A 17,923-nucleotide genomic window follows, 5' to 3' on the forward strand; every position below is an offset into this window, starting at 1 on the left:
TTATTTGCAGCGCGACATGATTATCTTTCGTCAAAATTCGCTTGCACCAGAAATTTGTTTGCGTAAGTTAAATCACGGCACTGCCCTTCGCGAAGGCATGGGAGGATGTTTCGTGAACGATCTGGACCGCCAGCAGCAGATCATCGAGCTTCTGCGTGACCGGCCATTCGCCTCGGTCCGCGAGCTGCAGCAGCGCCTTGGCGTGTCGGCGGCGACGGTGCGGCGCGACATTGACAAGATCGACGAGGCCGGCGGGGCGCGAAAGGTCTATGGCGGCGTCTCCGCGCTGGACGGGGCGGCGCTGCACACCGCCTTTGCGCGGCCCTATGACGAAAACCGCGACCTGGCCGTCGACGCCAAGCGCCAGATCGCCGATCTGGCGGCGACGATGGTCGCCGACGGCGACAGCGTCATCGTCAATGGCGGCTCCACCTGCTTCCATCTCGGCGCCAAGCTGGCCGACCGCAACATCCGCCTCTTCACCAACTCCATGCCGCTCGCCGCCTATCTCGGCGATCACGGTAAATGCGCGCTGACGGTCGCCGGCGGCGAGTTGCACCGCGAGCCGCGCGTCATCTATTCGCCATCGCAGCCGACCACCTTCTATGCCTCGAAATTCTTCCTCGGCGCACAGGGCATCAGCGCCGAGGGCCTGCTGGAATCGCATCCGCTGATGGTGCGCTCGATCCAGGAACTGAGCGGCAATGTCGACCAGATCGTCGTGCTGGCCGACAGCCGCAAATTCTCCATTCACGCACGCAACGTCGCCCTGCCCCTGTCACGGGTCGGCACGCTGATCACCGATGACCGCCTGTCCGACCAGGCCGCAAAGATGGTCGAGAATGCCGGCATCACGCTGCGCATCGCAACCGACGGGGGCGCCACGTGAGCGGTGCCCTGGCGGTCCTCGACCTCGGCAAGACGAACTCGAAACTGTTCGTCTTCGCGCCGGACGGCGCGCTGCTCGACGAACGCCGGACGAAGCCCGAATGGAAGACGTTCCACGGCAGGAGCGTCCTCGACGAGAAGCGCCTTGCCGCCTGGATCGAGGAGGCGCTTGCCGACGTCACCGCCGCATATGGCGTGACAGGGCTGATGATCTCGGCGCATGGCTGCACCTTCGCCCTCGTCGGCGGCGCGGGCCTGCTTCATCCGATCCTCGATTACGAACAGGAGATACCTGAGGCGGTCGCTGCCGTCATCGATCCCCAATTGCCCGATTTTTCGGAAACCTACACGCCCTGGCTGCCGCTCGGCTTCGCCATCGCCCGGCACATTCACTGGCTCGAGACGGAAGAGCCGGAAACGTTCGCCGCCACCGAGGCGATCCTCTGCTATCCGCAGTACTGGGTGTGGCGCTTCACCGGGCGCCGGTTGTCGGAATGGTCTTATCTCGGCGCCCACAGCCAGCTCTGGGCACCGCTCAGGCGGGATTTCAGCTCACTGGTCGACAGGCTCGGCTGGCGAAGGAGGTTTCCCCCGCTCGCGCCGGCCGGCGCCATCGTCGGCCGCACCGATGTCACGCTTGCCGACGGCACGACGCGCAGCATCGCCGTGCACAACGGCGTTCACGATTCCAACGCGGCGCTCGCCTATTACCGCATGACCGGGCTGACCGGCTTCACCCTGGTCTCCACCGGCACCTGGGTCATCATCATCAATCTCGACTGCCCGTTGAACGAGCTGGACGGCGCCCGCGACATGATCGCCAACGTCACCGTCGAGGGCGAGCCTGCCCCCTCGCTCCGCTTCATGGGCGGACGCGAATACGACGTGATCAGCGAGGGCTGGAGCGAACCGATCCCGCAGGCCGCCGTCGAGCGGGTCATCGCGCGCGGCATCTTCGCCATGCCCTCCTGGGCGGCGGGCGGCCCCTTTCCCGAGACGACGGGCCACATCGTCGGCGGCGACGTTTCCGGCGAGGAGCGCGCCGCCGTCGCCGCCCTCTACGTGGTCATGATGACCGACCTGTCGCTCGACCTCATCCATTCCGACAATCTCCTGGTCGTCGACGGCGGGCTGGCGCGGATCGATCTCTTCATCCGCATGCTGGCGCAGCTGCGCCCGGCGCAGACGGTGGTCCGCTCGATGATGAGCGAAGGTTCGGCGACGGGCGCCGCGGCGCTCGCCTTCGACAGTCTCGGCCTGGCACCGTTCAAGGACGAGACCGTTCCCGTCGCGGCAAGCCGTGTTTCAGGGCTCGAAACCTATCGCCTGCACTGGCGGGCGATGGCGCAGGAAGCCCGCGCGACGGCGCGGGCAGGGACGGGCACGGTCGCCAAGGGGGTGGGAGCATGAGCGATACGACCCCCTATGTCAGCCTGAAGGGCATGTCGAAATCCTTCATCGGCATCAAGGTGCTCAAGGACGTGGATTTCGACGTGCGGCCCGGCGAGGTGCATGCCCTGCTCGGCGAGAACGGGGCCGGCAAGTCGACGCTCATCAAGATGATGTCGGGGCTCTACACGCCCGATGCGGGCACCTTCACCGTCGGCGGCGAAGAGGTGAAGTTCTCGTCGACGCGCGATGCGGCCGCCAAGGGCATCGCCACGGTCTATCAGGAACTGCTCCTGTTTCCGGAACTGTCGGTCGCCGAGAACGTGTTCCTCGGCAACTATCCGCGCACGGCCGCCGGCATCATCGACTGGGCCGAGGTGCGCCGCCGCACCCGCGACCTGCTCGACCAGCTCGACAGCCCCGAGCTCGACGGCGACGCCAAGGTGCTGACGCTCTCGGTCGCCCAGCGCCAGCGCGTCGAGATCGCCAAGGCGCTGAGCAAGGACGCCCGCATCCTGATCATGGACGAGCCGACCGCCTCGCTGGTCGAGTCCGACGTGCAAAGGCTGATGGAGGTGGTCAGGCAGTTGCGCGCACGCGGCGTCGGCATTGTCTATGTCAGCCATCGCCTGCCGGAGATCTTCGCGCTCGCCGATCGGGTCACCGTGCTGCGCGACGGCGCCCATGTCGCCACCCGAAACATCGAGGAGGTCGACGAGCAGCAGCTCGTCTCCATGATGGTCGGCCGGCCGATCGACAGCCTGTTTCCGAAGGCCGAGGCGAAGATCGGCGAACCGGTCCTGGAGGTGAAGAGCCTCAATCACGGCCGTCAGGTGCGCGACATTTCCTTCACGCTCCGGCGCGGCGAGATCCTCGGCATCGCCGGCCTCGTCGGCAGCGGCCGCACCGAGCTGGCGCTGACGCTGTTCGGGATGACGCCGGCGACCTCCGGCGAGATCCTGATGGAGGGAAGACCCGTGCGCATCACGTCGCCGCGGCAGGCGCGCGACCTCGGCATCGCCTATGTGCCGGAGGATCGAGGCTTGCAGGGGCTGGTGAAGGCCATGGCCATCCGCAAGAACGTCTCGATGGCGACGATGGAGCGCCTGTCGTCCGGCATCTTCATCAAGGCCGGTGCCGAGGCCCGGCGGGCGCTCGAGGCGGTGAAGCGGCTGAGCATCCGCTGCCGCGACATCGCACAGCCGGTCGGCGAGCTGTCGGGCGGCAATCAGCAGAAGGTCGTGATCGCCAAATGGCTGGAGACCGTCCCGAAAGTGCTGATCCTCGACGAGCCGACGCGCGGCGTCGATGTCGGCGCCAAGGCCGAGATCCACACCATCATGGGGGAGCTGGTGAAGCAGGGCGTGGCAATATTGATGATTTCCAGCGAGCTGCCGGAGGTGCTCGGCATGAGCGACCGGATCCTGGTGATGAGCGGCGGCGGCATCACCGGCGAGATCGACCGCACCGAGGCGACGCCCGAGCGGGTCGGCGCGGCGATGACGGCGCACCGCAACGGCATCGAGGAGGCGGTTCGATGACGGCGATGGTCGACCTGCCCCCGGTCCGCTCCCGGACAGGGCTCCAGCGCCAGGGTTTCATCCGGCGCCTGTTTTCCGAATACGGACAGGAAATCATCGTCCTCTCGGCAATCCTCGTCCTTTTCGTGGTCGTGACCCTCATCAATCCGCGCTTCATCAGCGCCAACAACCTGACCACGATCTTTTCGGGCAATGCCTATATCGCGGTCGCCGCGATCGGCATGGCGATGATCATCGTGACGGGGCATATCGACGTGTCGGTGGGGGCGCTGATCGGCGTCCTGGCGACGATTTCGGGCACGCTGGCGGTGGCCGGCTATCCGATCTGGTTCGCCTGGCTCGCCCCCGTCGTGGTCGGCATGGCGATCAACGCGGTCATCGGCATCCTCGTCGCCTATGCGCGCATCCCCTCCATCGTCGTCACGCTGGGGGCGCTGTCCATCCTGCGCGGCGGGCTGATCAGCGTCACCGGCGGCACCTGGATCACCGACCTGCCGCCGGACTTCCTGATCGCCCAGAAGCGGCTCCTCGGCTTTCCCGTTCCCCTGCTCGTCATGGTGGCGCTGACCGTTCTGGCCGCGCTCTGGATGCGCTACACCGCCTTCGGCCGCTCCCTCTATGCAATCGGCGGGAACGCCGAGGCGGCCCTTGCAACGGGCATCCCGATCGCCCGGCGCACCGTCGCCGTGTTCGCCATCCATGGCGCCTTCGCCGGCCTCGCGACCATCCTCTTCGCCACGCAATTGCAGGTGATCCAGTCGACCGTGCCGCCCAACCTCGAACTGACGGTGATCACCGCCGCGGTCATCGGCGGCGTGTCGATCCTCGGCGGTACGGGAACCGTGATCGGCTCGACGCTGGCGACGATCCTGTTTGCGACCATCGGCTCGGCGCTGATCTTCGTCAATGTTTCGGCCTACTGGCTGCGCGCCGTGATCGGCCTTCTGATCCTGGCGACGGTGCTCGCCGACATGCTGCGCCGGCGCGGCAGAGGCTGAGGGCGGACCGATGGCTTTGAGATCCCTGATCCGTCACGAGACCTTCCTGGCCCTGCTGCTGGTGATCGTCCTGTTCGTGCTGTCCCAGCAGTCGGACCGCTTCTTCACCGTCGGAAACCTGCTCAACCAGGGCCGGCTCATGACCGAGGTCGGGCTGATCGCCATCGCCATGACCTTCGTGATCGCCACCGGCGGCATCGATCTCTCCGTCGGGTCGATCCTCGGTTTGTCGGCGATCCTGACCGGCGTGTTCTGGCAGAATGCCGGCCTGCCGCTGCCATTTGCGGCTGCCGGTGCGATCGCCGTCGGGACGCTGGCCGGCTTCGCCAACGGCGTCATCATCACGCGCTTTCGCGTGCCGCCGCTGATCGCCACGCTGGCGACGCTGGCGCTCTATCGCGGCCTTGCCGAGGGCATCAGCCAGGCGCGTTCGGTGCGCGGCTATCCCGAATGGTTCTACCTTCTCGGCCAGCGCGACGTGCTGGGCGTGCCGACGCAGCTCTGGATCCTGATCCTCGCGGCCGTCGTCGCCTCCATCATCCTCGCCTACACCACCTGGGGGCGCACGGTCTATGCCGTGGGCTCGAACGAAGTCGCCAGCCGCTTCTCCGGCCTTGCGGTCGAGAAGACCAAGCTCGCCCTCTACACGGCCTCCGGCTTCGCCGCCTCGGTGGCGGCGGTGATCTTCGTCTCGCGCGTGTCGACCACCCGGTCGGACATGGGCAGCGGCATCGAACTCGACGCGATCACCGCCGTGGTGCTGGGCGGCACGTCGATCTTCGGCGGCCGCGGAACCATCGTCGGCACGATGATCGGCCTCTGCCTCATCCAGGCACTGAAGAACGGGCTGTCGCTCGCCGGCGTCAAGGGCGACGGCACGATCATGCTCATCGGCGCCGTGCTCATCCTGGCGATCCTCGCCAGCAATCTCTTCGAGAGGAGCGGCACTCGAACCTAGGGAGAAGAAGCGTCCTTCACTGCCGCTCAAAAGTGTCCGGACGATCATTTGGAGGATGAAATGCGTAACGTGGTATTCTCTGCGCTCCTGGCGTTGTCCTTCTCGACAAGCCTCAGCCACGCCCAGTCGGCATGGACGGGAGCCGACGACCTGCCGACCAATCCGCTGGCCTGCGACGCGACGCCGGCGACACCTGCCGCTGCGGACTACGACGGCGGGCAGCCGACCAACGCACCCGACCGGAAGGGCAAGACGATCAAGGTGGTCGACGTGCCGAAGCTCGTCGGCATCGGCTATTTCAACGCCACCTCGAAGGGCATTGCCGATGCGGCCGCCGAAATGGGCACGATGGATGCCAAGACGGACGGTCCGAGCAAGGCCAATATCGACGACCAGATCACGCTGATCGACAACTACATCACCAGCGGCGTCGACGGCATCCTCTTTGCCGCCAACGATCCGGTCGCCATCGCGCCGGTGCTGAAGAAGGCGCTCGCCGCCGGCATCAACGTCGTCGGCTATGACGCCAATTCCACGCCGGACGCCCGCCAGTGGTTCGTCAACCAGGCGGAGTTCAACGGCATCGCCAAGGCGATGGTCGATTCGATGGCGGCCGAGATCGGCGAGGACGGCGCCTTCGCCATCGTCACCTCGACCTTCACGACGCCCAACCAGGCACGCTGGATCGCCGAGATGCAGGCCTACCAGGCCAAATGCCATCCGGACATGAAATGGCTGGAGACGGTCGAGGCGCAGGAAGACAACATCCTGTCGTTCAACCAGTCCAACACGCTGATCAACAAATATGGCGACGAGCTCAAGGGCATCTTCGGCATGACCAGCGTGGCGACGCCGGCCGCCGCCGACGCCGTGACGCAGGCCGGCAAATGCGGCAGCATCGCCGTCGTCGGCCTCGCCACGCCGAACGCCATGAAGCCATACGTCGCCTCCGACTGCGTGAAGTCGGTGGTGCTGTGGAACCCGGTCGACCTCGGCTATGCCGCCGCCTATGTGCTGCGCGCTGCCGCCGACGGCACGCTGACGCCCGGTGCCACCTCGGTCAGCGCCGGCAAGCTGGGCGACCTTTCCGTCATCAACGGCTCGGAGATCCTGCTCGGCGCGCCGACGATCTTCACCAAGGACAACATCAACGACTTCGACTTCTGAAGTCTTTCGGGGAGACGCGCGGTGCGTCTCCCTCATCACCGCATGCCTGGACACCGGACGCATCGGGGTCGAACGAAAGGATCGCCTTCATGTCGGAAACAATCGACCGGCAGGCTGAACTCGCCCAGCTCAAAGCCGTGTCGGCCAAGATCGGCAGCGATCCCCTCCTGACGCAAGGTGCCGGCGGCAACACCTCGCTCAAGGTCGGCGATACGCTGTGGATCAAGGCGTCCGGCACGTGGCTCGCCGACGCCATGCGGCGGGACATCATGGTGCCGGTGGAGATGGCACCGCTGATCGCGGCGGTGGAAGCCGTCGATCCGATCGCCGAAGAGGCGCATCGCTTCACCGTCGCGGCACTGAACACGTGCGGCCTTCGCCCTTCGATCGAGACCACCGTGCATGCCCTGTTGCCGCAGCGCGTCGTGCTGCATGTGCACTGCGTCGACACCATCGCCTTCGCCGTGCGCACAGACTGCGTCGACCAGATCACGCCCCGCCTGGCGGGCCTCAACTGGGCCTATGTTCCCTACGCACGGCCCGGCCTGCCGCTGGCGCTGGCCATCTGCGACCATCGCCAACAGCGCCCGGACGTCCTGGTGCTGGCCAACCACGGGCTCGTCGTGGCCGCCGAGACGGTCGCCGCGGCACAGGCCCTGCTCGACGACGTCAAGACGCGGCTGAGGGCCGCGCCCCGCGCTACTCCGGGCGCAGATGCCGACCGGCTCGCAGCACTGGCCGCCGGATCGGCATTCCGCCTGCCGGACACCGAGACCGCCCACGGCGTCGCCCTCGATCCCGTGAGCACGGCCCTGGCGGCGCGCGGAAGCCTCTATCCCGATCACGTCATCTTTCTCGGCGCAGGCTCCGTCATCGCGCGTGACGGAGAGGATGTCGCTAAGGTCGTCGAGCGCGTCGGGACCGCACCGGCCTCGATCCTGTTTCCCAGCCTCGGCGTTCTCATGCGCGGCGATGCACCGCCCAATGCGGATGCGATGGCACGGTGTCTCGCCGACGTCGCCGCGCGCGTTCCGGCCGATGCCCCGATACGCGTGCTGACACCGCAGGAGCACCATCAACTGACCGACTGGGACGCGGAGAAATATCGCCAGGAGCTGGCCCGCAAGGCCGCAGCCGACACGGCGAAGATCACCTGACCCCATGCGTGAGACCCTCGCCATCGGCATCGATCTCGGCACCTCCGGCGCACGCGCCGTGGCCATGACGCCGGAGCGCCGGATCGTCGCGCGGGCTGCCGCGCGGTTCGCCGATCTCGGCGCCGACCCGCGGGCACCAGGCGATTGGTGGCAGGCGGTCGAAACCGCACTCGGCGGCGTGCTCGACGCCGTCGACAAAACCTGCGTCAGGGCCGTCTCGGTCGACGCCACATCCGGCACGCTGCTCGCCGTCGATCAACGGGGAACGCCGATCGCCCCAGCGCTGATGTATGACGACAGGAGCGCCGATGCATCGCTGCTCACCCGCATCGCACCGCTCATTCCCCAGCAGAGCGCCGCGCACGGTGCGACCTCGGGCCTCGTGAAAGCACTGGCTTTGCAGGCGGTGCCGGGCGTCGAGCGGATCCTGCACCAGGCGGACTGGATCGCCGGCCGCCTCACCGGCGACTACGGCACGACCGACGAGAACAATGCGCTGAAGACCGGCTACGACCCGCTGGCGCGACGCTGGCCTGCCTGGATGGCCGAGACCGGGTTGAAGACCGGTCTGCTGCCCGAGGTGGTGGAGCCCGGCACCCCGCTCGGAAGGTTTGCCGGCCCCATGGCGCGGGCATTCGGCCTTGATCCCGAAGCCATCGTCGTCGCCGGCACCACCGACGGCTGCGCATCCTTCCTGGCGACGGGCGCCCACACGCCCGGCGACGGCGTCTCGGCCCTCGGCTCGACGCTGACCGTCAAGCTGCTCGGCGACCGGCCGATCTTCGCACCCGGCTACGGCATCTACAGCCACCGCATCAATGGCATGTGGCTCGCCGGCGGCGCCTCCAACAGCGGCGGCAGGGTGCTGGCGCATTTCTTTGCCGGCGCGGAGATCGAGCGGCTCTCGGAAAGGATCGATCCGGCCACCGCGACCGGGCTCGACTTCTATCCGCTCCTGGAGCCGGGCGAGCGCTTTCCCGTGATGGACCGGACCCACCCGCCACGCCTCGAGCCGAGGCCGGCCGACGATGCCGAGTTCCTCAAGGCCATGTTCGAGGGCATCGCGGCGATCGAGAAGCTCGGCTACGATCGCCTTGCCGAGCTCGGCGCGCCGCCGCTGCGTTCGATCCGCACCGTCGGCGGCGGCGCCGGCAATCCGGCGTGGACCCGGATCCGCCAACGGGCGCTCGGCGTGCCGTTCCTGCCGGCGCATTCGGACGAGGCGGCAGCCGGCACTGCGGGCCTTGCCCTGGCGGGTCTGCGGAGCATGGGAGCCCTTCGATGACGGGAGGCGGCACGATGCGCACCCTTTCCGGCGTCCGCGACCTCGCCGAGCGGTTCGACACCTTCGTGCTCGACCAGTTCGGCGTGCTTCACGACGGCAGCAACCCCTATCCGGGCGCCGTCGAGACGCTGATGCGGCTGAAGGCGGCGGGCAAGACGACGCTGCTTCTGTCGAACTCCGGCAAACGCTCGGCGCCCAACGAGGCGCGGCTTCGCGGGCTCGGCTTTGCACCCGGCAGTTGGGATCACTTCCTGTCGTCCGGCGAGGTCGCCTGGAGCCGCCTCAGCCGGTCGCTGTCGACCGGAACCCCGTTGCGCTGCCTGCTCATCGCCCGAGACGGCGACCGCTCGGCGATCGACGGCCTGCCGCTGACGCCGGCCGAAGGCGGCGCCGATGCCGACATCGTCCTCCTCGCCGCCAGCGAGGCAGACCGGTTCGGCCTCGACCACTACCGCCGCCTGCTCGAGCCGGCGGCGCAGCGCGGCATCACATGCCTGTGCACGAACCCCGACAAGATCATGCTGACGGCCGACGGCCCACGCTTCGGGGCCGGGCGCATCGCCGAGCTCTATGCCGAGCTCGGCGGGCCGGTGACCTGGATCGGCAAGCCGTTCCCCGAGATCTACCGCGCCGCGCTCGATCTGCTCGGCGCTCCGGACACCGGCCGCATCGTCTGCGTCGGCGACAGCGTCGAGCACGACATTGCCGGGGGACGCCGCGCCGGCCTGGCGACCGCGCTGGTCACCACCGGCGTGCTCGCAGCGCGCACGGCGGAGGAGAAGGCCGCTTTGTTCAGGGACCATGGCGCGACCCCCGATTTTCTGTTGCGGACATTTGCATGGTGAGGCCGTGCGAAGGAGGATGAGATGGAAAGCATGATTGCCCGGGACGCCATCGAGAAAGGCAATGCGCCGCGCGAGGGCGCTCTAAAGGCCGACTATGCTGCGCTCGGAGAGCGGCTCGACCGCCGCGGGATCGCCATCGACGCGATCCTGGCGAAGGTCGAGGCGTTCGGTGTCGCCATCCCGTCCTGGGGGGTGGGCACCGGCGGAACGCGTTTCGCCCGCTTTCCCGGTGCGGGCGAACCGCGCGACATCTTCGACAAGATCGAGGACTGCGCCGTCATCAACGACCTCACCCGCGCCACACCCACCGTCTCCCTGCACATCCCGTGGGACAGGGCCGATCCGCAGCGTCTGCGGGAGACGGCCGCCCGTTTCGGGCTCGGCTTCGACGCAATGAACTCCAACACCTTCTCCGACGCCGAAGGCCAGGGATTGTCCTACAAGTTCGGTTCGCTGTCGCATTGCGACGCAGCGGTGCGTCGCCAGGCGGTCGAGCACAATCTCGAATGCATCGAGATCGGCAGCAGGATCGGGGCGAAGGCACTGACGGTGTGGATCGGCGACGGCTCGAATTTTCCCGGCCAGGTGAACTTCGCCCGCGCCTTCGAGCGCTATCTGGAGTCCATGAAGGCGATCTATGCCGCCCTGCCGGACGATTGGCGCCTGTTCACCGAGCACAAGATGTACGAGCCGGCCTTCTACTCCACCGTCGTCCAGGACTGGGGCACCAACTACATCATCGCCAGGGAGCTCGGCGACAAGGCCTACTGCCTGGTCGACCTCGGCCATCACGCCCCCAACGTCAACATCGAGATGATCGTCTCGCGGCTGATCCAGTTCGGCAAGATGGGCGGCTTCCATTTCAACGACAGCAAATATGGCGACGACGACCTCGACGCGGGCTCCATCGATCCCTACCGGCTGTTCCTGGTCTTCAACGAGCTGGTCGATGCCGAACTGTCCGGCGCAGCCGATTTCGATCCCGCCCACATGCTCGACCAGAGCCACAACGTCACCGACCCGATCGAGAGCCTGATGCTCTCGGCCGCCGAGGTCCAGCGGGCCTATGCGGCCGCCCTGCTGGTCGACCGCGCGGCGCTGCAGGCCTATCAGGAAGACAACGACGCCCTGATGGCGACGCAGACGCTGAAGGAGGCCTTCCGCACCGATGTCGGCCCGATCCTCGCCATGGCCCGCCTCAGAGCCGGCGGCGCCATCGATCCGATCGCCGTCTACCGCGAGAGCGGCTATCGCCGGAAGGTGGCTGCGGAACGACCGGCCGTCGCGGGCGGTGGCGGCGGCATCGTCTGATACGGAACCGAAAGGAGAGATCCCATGCCCGAACGCATCGCCTTCCGGATGATCCTCGATCCCGGCCAGGCGGAGGAATACCGGAAGCGGCATGAGGCGATATGGCCGGAGATGACAGCCGCGCTGCGCGAGGCCGGCATCTGCGATTACACGATCTGGCTCGACCCGGAGACCAACCATCTGTTCGCCACGCTGCTGCGCAGCGACGACCACACGATGGATGCGTTGCCGCAAACCGAGGTCAACCGCCGCTGGTGGGATTACATGGCCGACATCATGCAGCACGACGCGGACAACGCGCCGCTCGTCGTGCCGCTGCAGAACGTGTTCCGCATGGACTGACCGCACCGGCGCATGGAACGCCGGTTTCCTGCAACCAGAAGCCGCTTCAGGGGGCGGCATACCGTTCCCGCCGGGAACGAAAACCGAAAGGCAAGACGATGAAAGAAACGACCCTGCGCGAGGAGATGGTATCGATCTGCCGCCGCATGAATGCGAGCGGCATCAACCAGGGCACCGCCGGCAACCTGTCGGTGCGCACGAAGGACGGCTTCCTGATCACGCCCTCAGGGCTGCCGTACGAGATCATGACGCCCGCCGACATCGTCGAGATGGATTTCGACGGCACCTATTCGGGCCGTCTCCCGTCCTCGGAATGGCGCTTCCATCGCGACATCCTCAGGGCCCGCGAAGACGTCAACGTGGTCCTGCACTGCCACTCGATCTATGCGACGACGCTTGCCTGCCATTACAAGACCATACCGAGCTTCCACTACATGACCGGCGTGGCCGGCGGCACGACGATCCGCTGCGCGAAATACGCAACCTTCGGCACCCAGGCCTTGTCCGACAACGCGCTGGTGGCGCTCGAGGACCGTCTTGCCTGTCTGCTCGGTCAGCACGGCCAGATATCGCTCGGCAAGACGCTGGAATTCGCTCTTTGGCTGGCGATCGAGGTGGAGACCCTGTCGCGCATGTATGTCCATGCCCTCGCTCTCGGCGAACCGCCGATCCTGTCCGACGAGGAGATGGCCCGCGTGATCGAGCAGATGAAGAGGATGAGCTACGGCCTCGCGCCGGACGCCGAAGGCATCAACGACACGCCGCGTCGGCGTGATGCTTGACAAGGGAGGCGGGTTTTGCCCGGCCTTCAGGCCGGGCCTTCCTCGCTCGAAAGGGCCAGGCAGCCGTTCTTGCGAAACGGCAGGACCATGAGCGCGCCGGAGGCATAAAGCCGGCGCACATAGTCGGGCCGATCGCTCGTCACGACCGCATAGTGCTTCTCCCAGCGCAGGATCCCGACATCGTCCGGCAGGTTCGCCGGGGTTCCGCCCGGCGGGTGCACGACGAAAGCGGCCGGCGCCTCGCCCGTGACGGCGAAGACGGCGGCGGACATCGCATAGACGAAGGCCAGCAGCGCCGCCAGGACCCCGATCGTTCTCGCAATGCCGGACAGTCTGCGCATCGCCCGGTGCCAATCAGTAGTCGAAAACGTGCTCGATGCCCGGATCGGCGATCGGCATGGCGCGCAGGATATCGGCCAGGTCCCTGACCTTGACGGAGATGAGCACGCGTTCCGTGGCGAACCCGGCGCGCCGGAAACGCGTGATGAGATCTCCCTTCGGCAGGCTCTCGCCGGCGTCGCCCGGCGCCGCGGTCATCGTCAGCATGATGTCGTCATTGCCGGCTATCTCCTCGATCGTTCCGCCCGCCCGGGCGATATCCGACAGGATGTGCGTGAAACGGTCGTAGCGCGGCGTCTCGATGAGCACGCCGCCGGGCATCCGGTCGGCGATCGTCACGTCGTCGATGGCCGCCAGCCTCTCCTCCGGCAGCCCCGAGACGAGGGTGAAGATCGTCAGCTTCGCCTCACCCGTCGCGGTGACGGCGCTGGCGATGGCGCCCGCATAGGCGGTCTTCGCCTTCCATTCCGCCCCGAGCGCCAGGCGCCGCTCCCAGCCGCGGAGCGGCTCTTCGACCGGCGCTGCCCAGAGCGCATCGACGGATCGCTGGAAGGGGTACTTGTACCACGGCACCTGCCGCAGGAAGGCCGCGTAGTCGGCCGCCATGTCGCGGGCGACGACGTCCTGCGGCGTCTTCTGCGTCCCGCGCCAGAGCGCGGCGAGCCGGCCGAGGGTTTCCTCATAGGCCGCCTTGAGGCCCATCTCCAGGGTGAAGCTGACGCCGATGGTGGCGATCGTCATGCGCGTCGCGCCGTCGGCGCCGCCATGGGCATCGGCGATCCGCGTCAGGGCACAATCGGCGACCCAGAAATCCCTGATCGCGGCCCAATAGTCGAAACGGTGCTCGTCGCCGGACTTCAGCGTCTCGGCGAGGCCGTCATACGCATAGACGATGTGCCATTCCGGGTAGGTCAGATAGGTGTTCGCTTCCGGCCTCTGCCTGTCGGGCTCCGTGATCAGCGGCTCATAGGCCTGCAGCTGCCGGTCGCCGTGGCAGAAGGCCTCCACATAGGCCGCGGGGCTGAGGAGGAGCACGACCAGCAGAAGCAGGATGCCGAGGACGACCGCAACACCCTTCAGGAGGCGGCGCATCAGGGCGCCTCCCTGGCGAAGACCCGGCTCGCAAGGACCGCCGCCCCGCCGAGGAACAGATGCGGCAGGTTGGCGAGGATCTTGAAACCGAATGGCAGGTCGACGATCCCGTAATTGACGATGCCGAGATCGAGATAGCCGGACCCCGTGACGAGACCGAGCAGGCCGTCGGCGAAATAGAGGATGCCGAAGTAGAACAGGAAGGCGCGCGAGGCCCGCGCCGAAAGCCATGCCGCGATGGCCGCCCACAGGGCGGACAGGAGATGCAGGCTGTCGTCATAGATGTCGAGGGCGAAGATGCCGAAGGCACGGCCCTGCTCGTCCGTCAGCCCTGGAATGTAGTTCAGCGCCGCCGCGCCGAGCAATGCCAGCGCGTAGAGGCCGGCGATCAGACGAAGCTTGGACATCGCATTTTCCTATATCTTCGAGAGATAGTTGTCCCAGAGGCCGTTGCGAAACAGGAGCTCCGGGTCGGCGGCCTTCTTGGCCGCCACGAACGAGGTCGCCCGCGGATAGGCACGCGTCAACTGGTCGATCCGCGCATGCGGCCTGTAGGGCAGATAGTAGCTGCCGCCGACGGCGATCACCCGCTCGATCAGGGCTTCGGTCATGCGGGCCATGTCGGCCTCGCCGCGCATGGTCTTTTCCTGCGAGAACAGCATCACGGCGGCGATGCGCGGCTCGTGCGCATAGGCGAGCACGCTGTCGCGATCCGTATCGACATAGCGCAGCGTGATGTTGAGAAGCTGCTGGTAGGAAGCCGGGATCACCTCCTTGCAGGCTTCGACGAAATCGGCGAAGCGCGACGGCGACACGAAATACTCGTGCAGGATATCGGTGCGGGACGGGTCGCGATCGTCGAGCGTGATGACCGGCTCGTTCATCAGGCTGTTGCGGGTGGCGCTGCCGGCGATGCCCGGGTTGAGCGCGGCTTCCGTCCACCAACGGAAATGCTTCACCCCGTCCGAGCCGAGTTGCGCCCGGAAGATGTCGCGTGCCATGTAGCTCATGAAGCCCGATCCGCTGGCCGGCGGAATGTCGGACTGGTCTGCGACCGGTCGGTAGGTGATCAGCAGCGCATCGTCGAAGAAGCGGTCGAGCGAGACATCCATGCGGCCATAGGCCATCTCGATCGACGGGTCGGCGGCAAGAGCCTCGGCGAAGCGCTGGCCGAGGGCCTGCCCCGAAAGCCGCTCGAAGGTCGGAGCCAGAAGCGTGTTGGGCACCATGTCGAGCTCCAGGTCGGTGATGACACCGAACAGGCCGTAGCCGCCCATCGCGTGGTTGAAGAGATCGGCATTGTCGCTGCGCGAACAGGTGACGAGCGAGCCGTCGGCCGTGAGAAGCCTGAGCGAGCGCACCGTTGCGCCGCAGCCGCTGAAGGGCACAGGCCAGCCATGCGCATTGACCGAAAACGTGCTTGCCACGCCGAAATCGTTGTTGGACTGCATGACGGCCGGCGAGAAACCGATCGCGTCGAGCCTGGCGATCACCGTCGACCAGCGTGTCCCTGCCGCGACCCGGTAGGTGCGCGCCGCCGTATCCGCCTCCAGCCATTCCTGGTCGAGGGTGAGCACGGTGCCGTTCCTCGCCAGGCTCTGCCCGCCCATGGAATGGCGGGCCGTGCTCGCCGTCAGCGGCCGGCCTTCGGCGCGCGCCTCGGCGATCGCCGCGCGCAATCCGTCGATGACGGCGCTTTCAGGAGCCTGCCTCACCGTGATGTGCCGTATCACAGGGGTCGGCGACAATTCGCTGGCATCGTTCAGCAGGGTGGCCCCGCTGCCGGCCACCTCGGCGCTTGCCGGGAAGACCGGCCCGGAATGGTTCGACGGCATCAGGAAAGTGCGCCCGGCGACGGCGCCCGCAATCGCCGCGCCGCCGACGACGACAGCCCTGCGCGTCAGTCCCGATCTGTTCTTCATTGAAGTCATGCCGTAGGAATCCCCCACTGAACGGCCACGCAGCTCGATGCGCGACGCCGCAAACAGCCGTGCAACTTAATGTTGATTGTCGGCCCGGGCAAACCGTCGGCCGCTTCATTCCTGTGGGTTTCCCGGCCGAAAACCGCGAAGCCGTGGCTCACTGCTGGCGCTGGATGCGGCTTTCGGGAACGGGGCACAGCGCGCCGCAATAGGCAACGCCGGGCAGGAGGTAGCGCAGGCAGCAGACCTTGCGGCGGCGTTGCCCCTCGCCGTCCAGGCCGGTGCGATTCATCAGGCCGAAGAAGGGATTGGCCGCCCCGTCGGCGCCGCGCGCATCATCGAGCAGCCGGTAGCCCTCATCCCGAAGGGCGGGATCGACGTGGGACGCCGCCTCGTCGATGGCCCAGGCGACATAGGGGGTGATGTTGTTCCACAACAGCTTCGGACTGACACCGGCATAGGCGTTGAGAAAGTCGATCACCGGCGCCGCATGGTCCTCGATGACCGGCCGCATGCGCCGATGGATGTCGCCGGTTCCGACCGGCCCGGTCCCGGTAACCAAGAAGCTTTTCGGCGTGCCGGCCTTCGTGTCGAAGACGATTCGCGTTTCGCCGAGCCCCAGCGGCATGGTCCGTTTCAGGACGAGGGCGCCGAGCGTCGCCGGTATGAAGAGCGCGCTGAAATAGTAGAGGCTCCACATGGAGATCACGATGCGCCGGTCCGCCCCCGGGGCTTTTTCGACGAAAGGCCGCAGCATCGCCTCGAACCGCACCGGATCGAGCAGTGCCGGCCCGTCGATCAGGGTCGTTCCCGGGTCGTCCGGCGCGTGTGCGAGGATGCGGTTCCGGCAATAGGCGAATTGCCCCGGCGCCGCCGCCTGCAATGCCTCGAAGAGCGTGGGGGCGGCCATGGTCATGCCGGACGCCGCGACAGGAGCCACAGGAGGAAGGGGCTCGCAAGCAGGGTTGCGATCAGCCCGGCGGGGAACTGCCAGGGAAAGTCTATGGTCCGGCCCAGCCAGTCGGCGGCGAGCATCATCAGCGCCGCGAGGAGCGCCGAGGCCAGGAGTTGCGGGCGCGGGCGCACGAAGCCGACCTGCCGGGCCAGATGCGGCGCCATCAGCCCGACAAAGGTCAGCGGCCCGACGAGCAGCGTCGCCGCCGCCGTCATCAGCGTCGCAAGCACCAGCAGGCACAGGCGGCTCAGGCGCAGATCGACACCGAGGGCCCGCGCCGCTTCCGAGCCGAGCGGCAGGATTTCCAGCCAGCGGCCGGTGAGCGGGGCGATCAGCAGAAAACAGACGGCCAGAATCAGCGCCAGAACGGCCTCGGCCGGCAGGACGCCATGCGTCGAGCCGGACATCCACGGCAGCAATTGCAGCATCCTGGGGTCGCCGGAGGCCATCAGCACGGCGAAGAGCGTCGCCAGGAAAGCCGTCAGGGCGACGCCGATCAAGAGAAACTGGGTCGGGTTGCGGTGCGCGGTGCGCGACAGCCACAGAAGCACGCCCATGGTCAGGCCGGCCCCGCCTGCCGCGCAAAGCGTCTGCAACGCATCGCCCAGCGCCGCCGCCAGAAACAGCGAGGCGACCAGCCCCAGGCCCGCTCCGGAGGAGACGCCGAGAACCTCGGGGCTCGCCATCGGGTTTCCCGTGTAGCGCTGGAGGATGACACCTGCCATGGCGAGCATGCCGCCGGCGGCGACGGAAGCCAGGACGCGCGGCCACCGCCACGGCAGCAGGTCCTGCAATGCGGCTCCCGTCGACACCGTCCATGCCCCCGTCGGATCGCGGCCGACCACCAGCGCGGCGAGGATGGCGATGCACAGGGCTGCTGCAAGAAGCATGATCCAGCGGGCGGGGCGGGCCAGCGCCTGCTGCCGCGGCGCAGATGCGGCCTGCGGCGGGG

18 protein-coding genes are annotated in these 17,923 nt (G+C 67.2%); 12 read left to right on the top strand and 6 right to left on the bottom strand.

Annotated features, from left to right (window positions below; translation table 11 throughout):
- Positions 1-112 precede the first annotated feature (112 nt).
- From NUU27_RS08150 to NUU27_RS08205, 12 genes are all read left to right on the top strand, one after another.
- Positions 113-889 carry a DeoR/GlpR family DNA-binding transcription regulator gene (locus NUU27_RS08150; RefSeq protein ID WP_257761589.1) on the top strand — a complete coding sequence of 259 codons (777 nt, stop codon included), beginning with the start codon at positions 113-115 and terminating at the stop codon, positions 887-889.
- Positions 886-2,298, top strand: a complete 1,413-nt coding sequence (locus NUU27_RS08155) for an FGGY-family carbohydrate kinase (RefSeq protein ID WP_257761590.1) — start codon at positions 886-888, stop codon at positions 2,296-2,298. Before NUU27_RS08150 ends, NUU27_RS08155 begins: the two co-directional genes overlap by 4 nt.
- Entirely contained in the window at positions 2,295-3,818 is a 1,524-nt protein-coding gene (locus NUU27_RS08160) for a sugar ABC transporter ATP-binding protein (protein ID WP_257761591.1), read from the top strand. The genes NUU27_RS08155 and NUU27_RS08160 overlap by 4 nt, the downstream gene beginning before the upstream one ends.
- 5 nt (positions 3,819-3,823) lie before the next feature.
- Positions 3,824-4,816 (top strand): ABC transporter permease, encoded by a 993-nt coding sequence (locus NUU27_RS08165; protein ID WP_257761608.1) that lies wholly within the window; start codon positions 3,824-3,826, stop codon positions 4,814-4,816.
- 10 nt (positions 4,817-4,826) lie between these two features.
- The gene (locus NUU27_RS08170) at positions 4,827-5,774 is read left to right on the top strand and encodes an ABC transporter permease (RefSeq protein WP_257761592.1); all 948 of its coding nucleotides are present in this window, start codon (positions 4,827-4,829) and stop codon (positions 5,772-5,774) included.
- Positions 5,775-5,834: 60 nt separating this feature from the next.
- Positions 5,835-6,941 (top strand): substrate-binding domain-containing protein, encoded by a 1,107-nt coding sequence (locus NUU27_RS08175; protein ID WP_257761593.1) that lies wholly within the window; start codon positions 5,835-5,837, stop codon positions 6,939-6,941.
- A gap of 89 nt (positions 6,942-7,030) precedes the next feature.
- On the top strand, positions 7,031-8,098 hold the full coding sequence (locus tag NUU27_RS08180; protein ID WP_257761594.1) for a class II aldolase/adducin family protein: 1,068 nt from the start codon (positions 7,031-7,033) through the stop codon (positions 8,096-8,098).
- 4 nt (positions 8,099-8,102) lie between these two features.
- Complete coding sequence (locus NUU27_RS08185) at positions 8,103-9,383, top strand: FGGY-family carbohydrate kinase (protein ID WP_257761595.1); 1,281 nt, start codon at positions 8,103-8,105, stop codon at positions 9,381-9,383.
- Between the two features lie 14 nt (positions 9,384-9,397).
- Positions 9,398-10,228 (top strand): TIGR01459 family HAD-type hydrolase, encoded by an 831-nt coding sequence (locus tag NUU27_RS08190; RefSeq protein ID WP_257761596.1) that lies wholly within the window; start codon positions 9,398-9,400, stop codon positions 10,226-10,228.
- A gap of 21 nt (positions 10,229-10,249) precedes the next feature.
- Complete coding sequence (rhaI, locus tag NUU27_RS08195; protein WP_257761597.1) at positions 10,250-11,539, top strand: L-rhamnose catabolism isomerase; 1,290 nt, start codon at positions 10,250-10,252, stop codon at positions 11,537-11,539.
- A 24-nt stretch (positions 11,540-11,563) separates the two neighbouring features.
- Complete coding sequence (rhaM, locus tag NUU27_RS08200) at positions 11,564-11,881, top strand: L-rhamnose mutarotase (protein WP_257761598.1); 318 nt, start codon at positions 11,564-11,566, stop codon at positions 11,879-11,881.
- Between the two features lie 98 nt (positions 11,882-11,979).
- Complete coding sequence (locus NUU27_RS08205; RefSeq protein ID WP_257761599.1) at positions 11,980-12,663, top strand: class II aldolase/adducin family protein; 684 nt, start codon at positions 11,980-11,982, stop codon at positions 12,661-12,663.
- Positions 12,664-12,689: 26 nt separating this feature from the next.
- Here NUU27_RS08205 and NUU27_RS08210 read toward each other — a convergent pair whose 3' ends face one another.
- From NUU27_RS08210 to NUU27_RS08235, 6 genes are all read right to left on the bottom strand, one after another.
- The gene (locus NUU27_RS08210) at positions 12,690-13,004 is read right to left on the bottom strand and encodes a hypothetical protein (RefSeq protein ID WP_257761600.1); all 315 of its coding nucleotides are present in this window, start codon (positions 13,002-13,004) and stop codon (positions 12,690-12,692) included.
- Positions 13,005-13,017: 13 nt separating this feature from the next.
- Complete coding sequence (locus NUU27_RS08215; protein WP_257761601.1) at positions 13,018-14,094, bottom strand: hypothetical protein; 1,077 nt, start codon at positions 14,092-14,094, stop codon at positions 13,018-13,020.
- The gene (locus tag NUU27_RS08220) at positions 14,094-14,501 is read right to left on the bottom strand and encodes a DUF4383 domain-containing protein (RefSeq protein WP_257761602.1); all 408 of its coding nucleotides are present in this window, start codon (positions 14,499-14,501) and stop codon (positions 14,094-14,096) included. Before NUU27_RS08220 ends, NUU27_RS08215 begins: the two co-directional genes overlap by 1 nt.
- 9 nt (positions 14,502-14,510) lie before the next feature.
- A complete protein-coding gene (locus tag NUU27_RS08225; protein ID WP_308219954.1) occupies positions 14,511-16,016 on the bottom strand; it encodes an FAD-binding oxidoreductase in 1,506 nt (501 codons plus the stop codon).
- A gap of 157 nt (positions 16,017-16,173) precedes the next feature.
- Positions 16,174-16,932: a siderophore-iron reductase FhuF gene (fhuF, locus tag NUU27_RS08230; RefSeq protein ID WP_257761604.1), complete on the bottom strand. Its 759-nt coding sequence runs from the start codon at positions 16,930-16,932 to the stop codon at positions 16,174-16,176.
- A partial coding sequence (locus NUU27_RS08235) for an iron chelate uptake ABC transporter family permease subunit (RefSeq protein WP_257761605.1) occupies positions 16,929-17,923 on the bottom strand: 995 nt, incomplete at its 5' end. The genes NUU27_RS08235 and fhuF, both read right to left, overlap by 4 nt.

Source organism: Nitratireductor sp. ZSWI3 (assembly GCF_024655565.1).
GTDB lineage: Bacteria > Pseudomonadota > Alphaproteobacteria > Rhizobiales > Rhizobiaceae > Nitratireductor.